We start from the raw sequence: 12,264 nt of genomic DNA, 5'->3' as shown, positions 1-12,264 counted from the left end.
CCGGAGACGGGGAGCGGCCGACGGTCGGTCGTACCGTGTAAGGAGCCACCTCGTGACCGACACCGCACTCGGCACCGAGCAGCACCCGCTCACCGAGCCCGCCGTGCTCGACGACGTCCCCGGCTGGTTCTGGGACCATGACCGTCATCTCTTCGAGTGGTTCCTCGGCCGGCAGGAAGCCGCAGGTCTCACCGGCGACCTGCTGGAAATGGGCGCCTACCTGGGGCGCAGCGCGATCGTGATCGGCTCCCACCTGCAACCCGGCGAGACGTTCACGGTCTGTGACCTCTTCGATTCGGACGCCCCGGACGTCGAGAACGCCGCCGAGATGGACATGTCCTACCGGCGGTCGCTCACCCGGACCGCGTTCGAGACCAACTACCTGTCCTTCCACGACAGGCTGCCGGAGATCGTCCAGGCGTCCACCTCCGTGCTGGCCGGCGGCCGCCTCCCGGCCGGCACCTTCCGCTTCGTCCACATCGACGCCTCGCACCTCTACGAGCACGCGGCCTCCGACCTCGACGTGGCCCGTACGGCGCTGGCCCCGCACGGGGTGGTGGCCGTCGACGACTACCGCTCGGCGCACACCCCCGGCGTCGCGGCCGCCACCTGGGAGGCCCTGTTCAACCACGGCCTCAAGCCGATCGTGCTCACCGACAGCAAGTTCTACGGCACCTGGGGCGACCCGGAGCCCGCCCGGCTCGACCTGCTCGCCCGGCGCGGCACCCTCCCGCACTGCGCCATCACCAGCGAGGCGCTCGCCGGGCACCGGCTGGTGCGGATAGGCGGCAGCGCGGAGGGCGCCGCCCCGTCCCCGGTCTCGCGCCACCACGCCCGACTCACCGTCGAGGCCGAACGCCGCGAGGCCGAACGGGCCGCGCACCAGGCCCTCCACGAGGCGGAACTGGAGCGCCGGGCGGCCGTGCTGGACCTGACCGAACGCCGGGCCCTCGCCGCCGAACGCCGCCGCCCGGCCAACGTGGCCAAGCGCGTCGCGGGCGACCTCCTCCCGCCGGTCGTCACCTCCGCCATCCGCCGCGCCCGCCGCGGCTGACCGCCGCACTCCGCCGCAGGACCACCCCGACGAACCCGGCGCCCCCCGCACAGCGGAGCGCGAAAGCGCCGGCCGGAAAGAATCCCGGCCGGCGCTTTCGCGCGGCACACGGGGCCCGCGGCGCCCGGTGCCTCAGACCCGGGAGGGCTGGGCCGTTCGGTGCGGCGGTTCGGCTTCGGTTCCCCCGGTCCCGCCGGCCTCCGCCTCGGCGGCGAGTTCGCGCTTCACCGCGTCGAGGGAGGGGTTGGCCCAGGCGCTGCGGACGCCCCAGGCGTAGAAGGTCAGGCCGATCGCGGCGACGACCAGGAGGTCCCAGCCCCCGGGGAGGTAGCCCTCGCCGCCGAACTCGGTGGAGCCGGCCCACGAGACGCCGGCCATCACGAACAGGTAGGCGATCATCCAGGCGCCGGCCTTGAGGTGCGGCTTCAGCTCGGAGAACGGCTTGCGCAGCTCGTACCAGGCCCAGATCGGCAGCCCGGCGGCCATCAGCAGGATGACCTTGCCGGTCAGCGGCCAGCGGGCCCAGTAGAGCACCAGCGAGCCGAAGACCATGGCGACCGGGGCGATCACGGGCATGGCGCGCAGCCGGACGGGGCGGGGCAGCTCGGGGGCCAGGCGGCGCAGCGCCATCACCGCGACCGGGCCGGTGACGTAGGAGATCACGGTGGCCACCGAGACGATCTCGGCGAGCGAGCCCCAGCCGCGGAAGACCGCGAGGAAGGCGAAGGCGACCACGAGGTTGAGCACCAGCGCCGGGCGGGGGATGCCGGTCCTGCGGTCCACCCGCCCGAACAGGGACGGCAGGTGGCCGTTCTCCTGGACGCCGTGGATCATCCGCGAGGTGGTGGCGGCGTAGATCATGCCGGTGCCGCTGGGGGAGACGAAGGCGTCCGCGTACAGCAGCAGTGCGAGCCAGTTGAGGCCCCAGGCGATGGCCAGGTCGGCCAGCGGCGAGGTGTAGCCGAGGTTGCTCCAGCCGTTCGCCAGGTCCGCCGACGGGATGGCGCCGAGGAAGGCGATCTGCAGGGCGACGTAGATGACCAGGGCGATCAGGATCGAGCCGATCACGGCCTTGGGCAGCGACTTGCCGGGGTTGCGGGCCTCGCCGGCGAGGTTGAGCGGGGACTGGAAGCCGTTGAACGCCCAGACGATGCCGGAGACGGCCACCGCCGTGAACACGGCGCTCCAGCCGTTCGGCGCGAAGCCGCCGTGGTCGGTGAAGTGCGCGGTGTCGAAGTGGGCGAGCAGGAGCGCACCGGCGGTGAGTGTCGGGACGACGACCTTGAAGACGGTGATCGCCGTGTTGGTCTTGGCGAACAGCGTGATGGCGAACCAGTTCAGGGTGAAGTAGCCGACCAGCAGGACGCTCGCGAGCGCCACACCGCTGAGGGAGAGTTCCTTCCCGTCGTACAGGTCCTTCGCCCAGCCGAAGTCCCAGGAGCTCATGTACTGCACCGAGGCGGTCGCCTCGCCGGGTATGACCGAGACGATGGCGATCCAGTTCGCCCAGGCGGCCAGGTAGCCGGCCAGCGAGCCGTGCGAGTACTGCCCGTACCGCACCATTCCGCCGGCCTTGGGGAACATCGACCCGAGCTCGCTGTAGGTGAGGGCGATGGTCAGCGCGACGGCGGCTCCGATCACCCACGCGACGATCGACGCCGGCCCGGCCAGCCGGGCGGCCCGTTCGGCGCCGAACAGCCAGCCCGAGCCGATGATCGACCCCAGCCCGACGGCTGTGAGGCTGATGGTGCCGAGCGAGCGGCGGTAGTTCTGATGGGATGCCGTCGTCGACTCGCGCTCACTCAACGTATCGGTCCTCTGTCTCATCTGCTCATCGGGTATCCGCACAAACGGACAGCAGCTTATGGGGCGAAATCGGACCAAACCTCAGATCGGCCTCAGATTTACCGCAAATCGTCCGATCGTTGCCGTCCCGTGTCCGGTCGTCGGACATTCGGCGGGGGTCGCACCGGGCTTCCGGCGGGGGTCCCGGCGGGACGGGCAGCCGGAAATCCGGGCCGGAAGTCCGGGTCGGAAGTCCGGGCCGTAAACGCACCCGGAAAAAAGAAATTCCCCCGGGGAACTCTTTCGAGTTCCCCGGGGGAATTCACGGTGTCCGAGGGGGGACTTGAACCCCCACGCCCGATAAAGGGCACTAGCACCTCAAGCTAGCGCGTCTGCCATTCCGCCACCCGGACAGGGTGTGTGCTTCGGGGACTTTCTCGGCGCCCCCTCGGCGACAGAGAGAACATTACCAGGCTCCCGGAGTGCTTCTCACCTGCGTTTCCCCGGTGGGGATGGGCGGGGTGACGGGGACGGGTCGCGGATGTGCGCGAAGCGGTGGTTCGAGGGCGGTAAACGGTCGGTTCAGGGGTGGCGAACGGTCGGAAGCGGTCTGGAGCGATCCGACACGGGCAAGTTGTCGACGGTGCCCCGGTCCCGGGGGCGGCTCTCCTAGCCTCTGTGGATCGAGGGCGCCATGAGCGGAACGCCTGATTCCCGGGGTCGCGGACGAAGGGCGGCTGGACGTGGAGCAGACCAGCGAGGAAGAGACAGGGGCCGGGCCGGAGGTGGAGACCGCGGCGGCCGATGCCGGGAGCGGGCCGGCCGGCGCGGCCGGGGCGGTCCGGGACACCGGCGCGGTGCTCGCCACCGCGATCCTGGAGGCCGGAGCGGTCCTCGCCGCCGTGGCGCAGGCGGGAGCGGCCACGGTGGCGCGGGCCGGGGCGGCGGCGAAGGCCCGGGCCCAGGACGGGCCCGCCGAGGGAGTGTGGCGGTTCACCGTGCCGGCCGAGCAGGCCTCGGTGCCGCGGACCCGGCACGCGGTGCGGGACCGGCTGCTGGCCCAGGGCATGGCGGAGATCCGCTACCAGGAGCTGGTGGACGACGTCCTGCTGATCGTCTCCGAGCTGGTCGGCAACGCGGTGACGCACGCCGCGGAACTGTCACCGGAGGTCACCACCGAACTGGCCGTCCAGGACGGCTGGGTGCGGGTCTCCGTCGAGGACGGCGACCCGTACCGGCCGAAGGCGCTGGAGACCGACACCGGCCGGACCGGCGGGCGCGGCCTGCTGCTGGTGAAGAGCATCACGCTGCAGGCCGGCGGGGTGTGCGACGTCGAGCAGGCGGGGGAGGGCGGCAAGGTGATCTGGGCCTCGCTGCCGCTCCCCCGGAGGGACCCGGAGCGCTGAGGCGGGCCGGGCGTCCGTCCTACCAGTCGTTCCCGGCGATCTCCCGGATCCCCGGCAGCGCGGCCTCGAAGACGGTCCGGAACCACACCGAGAACGGCCGGTCCGCCTCCAGCTCGCGCAGCTCCGCGGCGGTGACGAAGGCGTAGTCGTCCACCTCGTCGGGGTTCGGCCGGACCGGCTCGGTGACCAGGCCGACGAACAGGTGGTTCCACTCGCGCTCGATCAGCCCGGACGCCTCGTCCGGCAGGTCGTAGCGGACCGTGCCCGCCTCGCAGAGCAGTGCCGGGGCGACCCCCAGCTCCTCCGCGGTCCGCCGGGCGGCGGCCACGAACGGCGGCTCGTCGGGGTAGGGGTGGCCGCAGCAGGTGTTCGACCAGACGCCGGGGGAGTGGTACTTGCCGAGGGCCCGGCGCTGGAGCAGCAGCCGGCCCTGGCGGTCGAAGAGGAACACCGAGAACGCGCGGTGCAGCCGTCCCGGCTGCTGGTGGGCCCAGAGCTTCTCGGCGGTGCCGATGGTCACGCCTTCGTCGTCGACCAGCTCCAGCAGGATCTCGGCGGGGGCACCGACGGCCTCCGCGCCGGTCGCCACGTCGGTCTCCACATCGAGGCCGGTGTCGAGGCCGGTGTCGAGACCGGTCCCGATCTCCGTGGTGTCCGAGGCGAAGCGCGTCGGATCGGTCGGCAGACTCTGGGGCATGAGGCCTCTTTCGGAAGCTTCGGGAGCAATGGGAGCAACCACGGCACCGGTGGCGTCGCGGTCAAGTCTGCCGTACGGGTGGCACTCCCCAGGGGGTCCCACGCACAACCGGCCGGATCAGGACCGCCCCCGACCCGTTCCGGGCCGCCTGAGGGCATGGGAATAGCAGAGTCGTTCGGAACCTGTTCGACTCCCGTTCGATCAGGTGGCCCGGCCGTACGGGAACGCGCACCTGGGCGTCACCCCTTCTTCACCGCGCCCCGCGCGGCACCCGCGCACCGTGCCGCACAGCCCCCCGGCCGCGTTCGGGCTGGTCGTCGCGGTCGCCTACCATCACATAGGACACGGCGGCCGCACCTCGGCGGCCCCGGGCGCGCCACCCGAAGGGGCCGGCCCCGCCGTCCCGCGGACCGGTAACCGGCGCGGTAGCGCACAGCACGACGGATCAGGAGAACCGCATGATCGGCCTCGTTCTGGCAGCCGGCGCCGGCCGCCGGCTGCGCCCGTACACCGACACCCTGCCGAAGGCACTGGTGCCGGTCGACGGGGAGCGGACCGTCCTGGACCTCACCCTCGGGAACTTCGCCGAGATCGGCCTGCGCGACGCCGCGATCGTCGTCGGCTACCGCAAGGAGGCGGTCCTCGACCGCAAGGCGGCCCTGGAGCGGAAGTACGGCGTCAGGCTCACCCTGGTCGAGAACGACAAGGCCGAGGAGTGGAACAACGCCTACTCGCTCTGGTGCGCCCGCGACCTCTTCGCCGAGGGCCTGCTGCTCGCCAACGGCGACACCGTCCACCCGGTCTCGGTGCAGCGCACCATGCTGGAGGGCAACGAGCGGCTGACCGCCGAGGGCCGCGCCCCGGGCATCCTGCTCGCCCTCGACACGGTGAAGAAGCTCGCCGACGAGGAGATGAAGGTCGTCGTCGACCCGGCCACCGGCGTGCGCCGGATCACCAAGCTGATGGACCCGGCCGAGGCCACCGGTGAGTACATCGGCGTCACCGTCATCAACCCGGCCGCCGCCGCCGACCTCACCGACGCGCTGCGCGCCACCTACGAGCGCGACCCGCAGCTCTACTACGAGGACGGCTACCAGGAGATGGTCGACCGCGGCCTGCGGATCGACGTCCAGCCGATCGGCGAGGTGTCCTGGGTCGAGGTCGACAACCACGACGACCTGGCCAAGGCGCGGGAGATCGCGTGCCAGTACTGACCCGGCTGGTGCCGTCGCCGGTCTTCGTCGAGATCCGCCCGGGCGCGCTCGGCGCGCTCGGCGGCATCCTCGCCGACCAGCGCCTCTCCGCCTCGGGCCGGATCGCGGTGGCGATCAGCAACGGCTCGGGCACGGTGCTGCGCACCCGGCTGGAGCCGGCGCTGCCCGGCGCCGACTGGTACCACGTCGACGACGGCAGCATCGACAGTGCGGTGCGGCTGGCGGACGCGATGCGCGGCGGTCACTACGACACCATGGTGGCCCTGGGCGGCGGCAAGATCATCGACGCCGCCAAGTACGCCGCAGCCCGGGTCGGCCTGCCGCTGGTCTCGGTCCCCACCAACCTGGCCCACGACGGCATCTGCTCGCCCGTCTCCACCCTCGACAACGACGCCGGGCGGGGCTCCTACGGGGTGCCCAGCCCGATCGGCATCGTGATCGACCTGGACGTGATCCGGGACGCCCCGCCACGGTTCGTCGCGGCCGGCATCGGCGACGTCGTCTCCAACATCTCGGCCTGCGCCGACTGGGAGCTGTCGCACGTCGAGACCGGTGAGCCGGTCGACGGACTGGCCGTCGCGATGGCCCGCTCGGCCGGTGAGAACCTGCTGCGGCACCCAGGAAACCTCCAGGATCAGGACCTCCTCACCGCGCTGGCCGAGGCACTGGTACTGTCCGGCATCGCGATGAACATCGCCGGCAGTACCCGGCCCTCGTCGGGCGCCTGCCACGAGATCTCGCATGCCCTGGACGTGCTGTATCCCAAGCGGTCCGCCCAGCACGGCGAGCAGGTCGGCCTCGGCGCCGCCTTCGCCAGCTTCCTGCGGGGCGAGCGCGAGCTGACCGGTCTGATCGTGGAGCGCCTGGCGCACCACGGACTGCCGGTGACCGCCGCTCAGATCGGCTTCACCGAGGCGGAGTTCACCGAAGCGGTGCACTACGCTCCGAACACCCGCCCGGGCCGCTTCACCATCCTTGAGCACCTCGACCTCTCCCCTTCCGCAATCAGGGACGCGTACGCCGACTATGTCCAAGCCGTCAACAGCTGACCGCTCCGCCGCCGGGTCCACGCCGCCGCCGGTGGACCTGACCCGCCGCCCCTCGATCGAGGAGCTGCGCGCGGTGATCCACCCGGAGGGCATGCTCCAGCGCCGCAGCGCGGAGCACTGGGCCGGCCGGCTCTACATGCGGAGCATCTCGCTGCGGATCACCCGCGTGCTCTCCACCGTGACGGCGATCACGCCCAACGGGCTGACCTACCTGATGATGCTCACGGGCGTCCTCGCCGGTGCCGCGCTGGTCCTCCCGGGCCTCGCCGGCGCGGTGCTGGCCGCCGTGCTCATCCAGGTCTACCTGCTGCTGGACTGCGTGGACGGCGAGGTGGCCCGCTGGCGCCGGCAGACCTCGCTCACCGGCGTCTACCTGGACCGGGTCGGCCACTACATGTCCGAGGCCGCCCTGCTGACGGGCCTCGGCCTGCGCGGCACCGACCTGCTGCACCGGGAGGGCCCGGCCTCGCACTGGGAGTGGGCGTTCCTCGGCACGCTGGCGGCGCTCGGCGCGATCCTGATCAAGTCGGAGACCGACCTGGTCGACGTGGCCCGGGCCCGCAGCGGCCTGACGGCGGTCGAGGACAGCGCCGCCGTGCCGCGCTCGTCCGGTGTCGCCAAGGCCCGCCGGGCCGCCTCCCTCCTGAAGTTCCACCGGCTGGTGGGCGCGGTCGAGGCCTCGCTGTTCATCCTCGCCGCGGGTGTCGCGGACGCCGTCCACGGCGGGCTCTTCTTCACCCGGCTCGCGGTCGTCGTGCTGGCCTCGATCGCCATGCTGCAGACCGTGCTGCACCTGCTCAGCATCGTCCTGTCGAACAGGCTCCGGTGAGCGCCGTGAACGTGGACCGGGACACCCCGAACACCCGCGACGTCCAGGGCGCCCCGGAGGGCCCCGGCGCGAGCGCCGCGGACGCCTTCCGGCTCGGTGCGGTCATCATCACCATGGGCAACCGCCCGGCCGAACTGAACGCCCTGATCGAGTCGGTCCGCGCCCAGCAGGGCCCGGCCGTCGAGCTGGCCGTGGTCGCCAACGGCGCCCCGCTGCCCCCGCTCCCCGCGGGCGTGCGCTCCGTCGAGCTGCCGGAGAACCTCGGCATCCCGGGCGGCCGCAACGTCGGCATCGAGCTCTTCGGCCGCAACGGCCGGGACGTCGACGCGGTGCTGTTCCTGGACGACGACGGCCGGCTGCCCGGCACCGACTCGGCCCGCCTGCTGCGCGAGGCCTTCACCGGTGACCCGGAGCTCGGCATCGTGAGCTTCCGGATCGCCGACCCGGACACCGGCGTCACCCAGCGCCGGCACGTGCCCCGGCTGCGCGCCAGCGACCCGCTGCGCTCGTCCCGGGTGACCACCTTCCTGGGCGGTGCCAGCGCGGTGCGCTGCGCGGTCTTCGACAAGGCGGGCCAGCTGCCCGCCGAGTTCTTCTACGCCCACGAGGAGACCGACCTCGCCTGGCGTGCGGTGGACGCCGGCTGGGCCATCGACTACCGGGCCGACGTGGTGCTGCACCACCCCACCACCTCGCCCGCGCGGCACGCCTCCTACTTCCACAACGTGGCCCGGAACAGGGTTTGGCTCGCGAGAAGGAACCTTCCGGGCCTGTTGGTGCCTCTCTATCTGGGAACCTGGTTCCTGCTGACCGTGGCCCGCCGCCCCTCCCCCGAGGCGCTGAAGGCCTGGCTCGGCGGGTTCCGGGCGGGCTGGCGCGAACCCTGCGGTACGCGGCGGCCCATGCGATGGCGTACCGTTTGGCGACTGACCAGGCTGGGCCGACCCCCGGTCATCTGATCTGTCCGATGACCGTACGGTAGACGGATCGGACGGTCGTACAGCCGTACGGCAGGCCGATCGCCGCGGCCGGTGTCACGCACCGGCCGGACTCCCCCCGAGATCCGAGTGGATCCCCCTCGGCGGAAGGCCGGCGGACCCCCCGCCGACCGGCTCGCCCCGACCCGATCCCGCGCGAAGGACGAATGTGTCGACAGTGAGTGAACCCGTCAGCCTCTCAGCCCCTAGGGGGGCGGACACGGGCCTGACCCCCAAGCAGCTGGCGGACAAGTACGGCCTGACGGTCAGCGGCAGACGGCCCGGCCTGTTCGCGTACTCCAAGCAGCTCTGGGCCCGGCGCCACTTCATCTGGGCCTTCGCCACCGCGCGTCTGGTGGCCCAGTACACCGACGCCAAGCTCGGGCAGGTCTGGCAGGTCGTGACGCCGCTGCTCAACTGCGCGGTGTTCTACCTGGTGTTCGGCGAGATCCTGGCCAACAAGGACGACAACCCGTACTACGTGCCGTGGCTCTGCATCGGCGTGTTCATCTTCCAGTTCACGCAGAACGCGGTGCAGTCCGGCACCCGGGCGATCGCGGACAACCTCGGGCTGATCCGGGCGCTGCACTTCCCGCGCGCCTCGATGCCCATCTCGTTCACCCTGATCCAGCTCCAGCAGCTGATGATCTCGATGGTCGTGCTGTTCGTCGTGGTGCTGGCGAGCGGCGTCTCGCCCGGCCGCACCTGGGTGCTGGTGATCCCCGCCCTGTTGCTGCAGTCGATGTTCAACACCGGTGTCGCCCTGATCTTCGCCCGGATCGGCGCCAGGACCAGCGACATCTCCCAGCTGATCCCGTTCGCGATGCGCGCCTGGCTGTTCCTGTCCGGCGTCATGTACAGCATCCAGGACAAGATCAAGGAATGGCCGCCGTTCTGGCAGACGGTGATGGAGATCAACCCCGCCTCCGTGTACATCGACCTGGTCCGCCACGCGCTGGCGCCGGTCATCTACAACAAGCACGAAGCGGTGTTCCTGGAGTTCCCGCCGCACCAGTGGAAGTACGGCATCGCCTGGGGTGTCGGCATGCTGGTCATCGGATACGTCTTCTTCTGGAAGGCCGAGGAGGAGTACGGCCGTGGCTGACACCGACCTGCGCAAGAGCGCGCCGGGCAAGGGCGCGCTGGGCAAGAACGACCTGCCCAAGACCCGTCCGATCTTCGACGCCGACGTGGCCCGCGAGCCCACCGTCGTCGTCGACGACGTCCACATCGTCTACCGGGTGCACGGCGCCGGTTCCGGCAAGGGCAGCGCGACGTCCGCGCTGAGCCGGATCATCAGCCGCAAGCGCTCCGCCGGCGTGCGCGAGGTGCACGCCGTGCGCGGCATCAGCTTCACCGCGTACAAGGGCGAGGCGATCGGCCTGATCGGCTCCAACGGCTCCGGCAAGTCCACCATGCTGGCGGCCATCGCGGGCCTGCTGCCGACCGAGCACGGCGGCATCTACACCAACGGCCAGCCCTCGCTGCTCGGCGTGAACGCGGCCCTGATGAACGAGCTCACCGGTGAGCGCAACGTCGTCCTCGGCTGCCTGGCGATGGGCATGTCGCCGGCCGACGTGAAGAGCCGCTACCAGGAGATCGTCGACTTCTCGGGCATCAACGAGAAGGGCGACTTCATCTCGCTGCCGATGCGCACCTACTCCTCCGGCATGGGCGCCCGGCTCCGGTTCGCGATCGCCGCGGCCAAGACCCACGACGTGCTGCTGATCGACGAGGCGCTGGCCACCGGTGACCAGGCCTTCCAGGCGCGCAGCAAGAAGCGGATCAAGGAGCTGCGCGACGCCGCGGGCACGGTCTTCCTGGTCAGCCACGACAACGCCTCGATCCGCGAGACCTGCGAGCGGACCATCTGGATCGAGCACGGCGAGCTGGTCATGGACGGGCCGACCGAGCTGGTCGTCGGCTGCTACGAGCGCGGCGAGCGCCCGTAGCACCGCACACCCGACCGTGAGGGAGGGCCGGCCGCCGGAGGTGATCCGGGGGCCGGCCCTCCTGCCGTTCGTGCGCCCCGGATCCGCCGGTCGTGCCCCGGGTGGCCCGCCGCCGCCCGGGTGAGCGCCCCGTGCGCCGGGCGAGGCGCTCTTCTCCGGCGCGGCCGACGGTGTCAGGCTGTAGGCGCGGGGGTGGTGTGCCGGACGTGACTCCCGTGGTCGGACGCGTGTCCGACTCGGGCCGATCAGCGGAGCGGTGTAGAACGGGGGAGTGACAGCAGTGTCGGCTTCGGCCCAGCCCAGTAGTGAGTCCCGCCCCGGTGGCGCCCCGGCGGAGAGCCCCGTGGGGGCGACCCTGGACAAGGCGGGCGCGGAGAACTTCCCGGTCGCCCCGTTCTTCCTGCCCGCCGCGTGGCGCGACGACCTGATGGCCGTCTACGGATTCGCCCGGCTGGTGGACGACGCCGGCGACGGCGACCTCGCCGACCCGGCCGGCACCGCCGCACTGCTCGGGGTGGCCGGACCGCCCGCCGCCGTGACCCGTTCGGCGCAGCCCGGTCCGGCCGAGACCGCGTTCCGGCTGGCCCTCCTGGACGGGCTGGAACACGACCTCGACCGGGCGTTCGAGAGCGCCCTGCACCCCCGGACCGCCGAGGCCCCGCGGCACCCCCTGATGCGCTCCCTCGTCCCGCTGCTGGACCGGCACGGGCTGACCCCGGAGCCGTTCCGCCGGCTGATCGAGGCCAACCGGGTCGACCAGACCACCGCCCGGTACGCCCGCTACGAGGACCTGATCGAGTACTGCACGCTCTCCGCCGACCCGGTGGGCCGCATGGTGCTCGCCCTCGCCGACGTCGCCACCCCCGAACGGATCGCGCTCTCCGACGCCGTCTGCAGCGGCCTCCAGATCGTCGAGCACATCCAGGACGTCGCCGAGGACCTCGCCCGCGGGCGGATCTACCTGCCGGCCGAGGACCTCGCCCGGTTCGGCGTGACCGAGGCCGACCTCGCCGCGCCGACCGCCGGCGGCCCGGTCCGCGAGCTGATCGCCTTCGAGGCGGAGCGGGCCCGGACCCTGCTCGACCGGGGCGCGCCCCTGGTGGGTACGGTTCGGGGGAGGCTTCGACTGCTCCTGGCGGGATTCACCGCCGGCGGCTACGCGGCCCTGGCGGCCGTCGAGGCCGCCGGGTACGACGTACTCGCCCAGCAGGCGAAGCCTGACAAGCGCCGCCTCGCAGTGAAGGCGGCGGCCATCTTCGCGAAGGGAAGGTGAACGCCCGCGTGGCGGCATCACCACTGGC

Annotated in this window: 11 protein-coding genes and 1 tRNA gene; 9 read left to right on the top strand and 3 right to left on the bottom strand. The window is 71.9% G+C overall.

Annotated elements, in window-relative coordinates; genetic code table 11:
- Positions 1-52: 52 nt before the first annotated feature.
- On the top strand, positions 53-1,054 hold the full coding sequence (locus PUR56_RS11690) for a class I SAM-dependent methyltransferase (protein WP_329948827.1): 1,002 nt from the start codon (positions 53-55) through the stop codon (positions 1,052-1,054).
- A 132-nt stretch (positions 1,055-1,186) separates the two neighbouring features.
- On the opposite strand, the gene PUR56_RS11685 is transcribed toward PUR56_RS11690, so the two are convergent.
- Positions 1,187-2,881: an APC family permease gene (locus PUR56_RS11685; RefSeq protein ID WP_443034479.1), complete on the bottom strand. Its 1,695-nt coding sequence runs from the start codon at positions 2,879-2,881 to the stop codon at positions 1,187-1,189.
- Positions 2,882-3,167: 286 nt separating this feature from the next.
- Positions 3,168-3,252, bottom strand: a tRNA-Leu gene (locus PUR56_RS11680).
- Positions 3,253-3,765: 513 nt separating this feature from the next.
- Here PUR56_RS11680 and PUR56_RS11675 point away from each other — a divergent pair.
- Complete coding sequence (locus PUR56_RS11675; protein WP_329880648.1) at positions 3,766-4,245, top strand: ATP-binding protein; 480 nt, start codon at positions 3,766-3,768, stop codon at positions 4,243-4,245.
- Positions 4,246-4,264: 19 nt separating this feature from the next.
- Here the strand turns inward: PUR56_RS11675 and idi are convergent, their stop codons facing one another.
- Positions 4,265-4,942: an isopentenyl-diphosphate Delta-isomerase gene (gene idi / locus PUR56_RS11670; RefSeq protein ID WP_329880329.1), complete on the bottom strand. Its 678-nt coding sequence runs from the start codon at positions 4,940-4,942 to the stop codon at positions 4,265-4,267.
- Between the two features lie 458 nt (positions 4,943-5,400).
- Between idi and PUR56_RS11665 the strand changes: the two genes are divergently transcribed.
- The 7 genes from PUR56_RS11665 to hpnC all read left to right on the top strand — a co-directional run bounded on the left by PUR56_RS11665 (position 5,401) and on the right by hpnC (position 12,236).
- Positions 5,401-6,156, top strand: coding sequence for a phosphocholine cytidylyltransferase family protein (locus PUR56_RS11665; protein WP_329880328.1), 756 nt, complete (start codon positions 5,401-5,403; stop codon positions 6,154-6,156).
- A complete protein-coding gene (locus PUR56_RS11660) occupies positions 6,144-7,205 on the top strand; it encodes an iron-containing alcohol dehydrogenase family protein (RefSeq protein WP_329948825.1) in 1,062 nt (353 codons plus the stop codon). The genes PUR56_RS11665 and PUR56_RS11660 overlap by 13 nt, the downstream gene beginning before the upstream one ends.
- 91 nt (positions 7,206-7,296) lie before the next feature.
- Positions 7,297-8,034: a CDP-alcohol phosphatidyltransferase family protein gene (locus PUR56_RS11655; RefSeq protein ID WP_329880646.1), complete on the top strand. Its 738-nt coding sequence runs from the start codon at positions 7,297-7,299 to the stop codon at positions 8,032-8,034.
- Positions 8,035-8,147: 113 nt separating this feature from the next.
- The gene (locus PUR56_RS11650) at positions 8,148-8,993 is read left to right on the top strand and encodes a glycosyltransferase family 2 protein (RefSeq protein WP_329880644.1); all 846 of its coding nucleotides are present in this window, start codon (positions 8,148-8,150) and stop codon (positions 8,991-8,993) included.
- 196 nt (positions 8,994-9,189) lie between these two features.
- Positions 9,190-10,116, top strand: a complete 927-nt coding sequence (locus PUR56_RS11645) for an ABC transporter permease (protein WP_380362178.1) — start codon at positions 9,190-9,192, stop codon at positions 10,114-10,116.
- A 70-nt stretch (positions 10,117-10,186) separates the two neighbouring features.
- Complete coding sequence (locus PUR56_RS11640; RefSeq protein ID WP_329880642.1) at positions 10,187-10,963, top strand: ABC transporter ATP-binding protein; 777 nt, start codon at positions 10,187-10,189, stop codon at positions 10,961-10,963.
- Between the two features lie 343 nt (positions 10,964-11,306).
- A complete protein-coding gene (gene hpnC, locus PUR56_RS11635; protein ID WP_329880323.1) occupies positions 11,307-12,236 on the top strand; it encodes a squalene synthase HpnC in 930 nt (309 codons plus the stop codon).
- Positions 12,237-12,264: the final 28 nt, after the last annotated feature.

Origin of the sequence: Streptomyces sp. BE303 (genome assembly GCF_036290945.1) — a bacterium.
Taxonomy (GTDB): domain Bacteria; phylum Actinomycetota; class Actinomycetes; order Streptomycetales; family Streptomycetaceae; genus Kitasatospora.
Note: the sequence above shows the minus strand (reverse complement) of the source record. Positions and strands in the feature narration are given on the sequence as shown.

Coding starts and splice junctions, on each gene's coding strand:
- PUR56_RS11655 (WP_329880646.1), top strand. CDS start 7,297: ATGCTCCAGCGCCGCAGCGCGGAGCACTGGGCCGGCCGGCTCTACATG.
- PUR56_RS11665 (WP_329880328.1), top strand. CDS start 5,401: ATGATCGGCCTCGTTCTGGCAGCCGGCGCCGGCCGCCGGCTGCGCCCG.
- idi (WP_329880329.1), bottom strand. CDS start 4,942: ATGCCCCAGAGTCTGCCGACCGATCCGACGCGCTTCGCCTCGGACACC.
- PUR56_RS11685 (WP_443034479.1), bottom strand. CDS start 2,881: ATGAGACAGAGGACCGATACGTTGAGTGAGCGCGAGTCGACGACGGCA.
- PUR56_RS11650 (WP_329880644.1), top strand. CDS start 8,148: ATGGGCAACCGCCCGGCCGAACTGAACGCCCTGATCGAGTCGGTCCGC.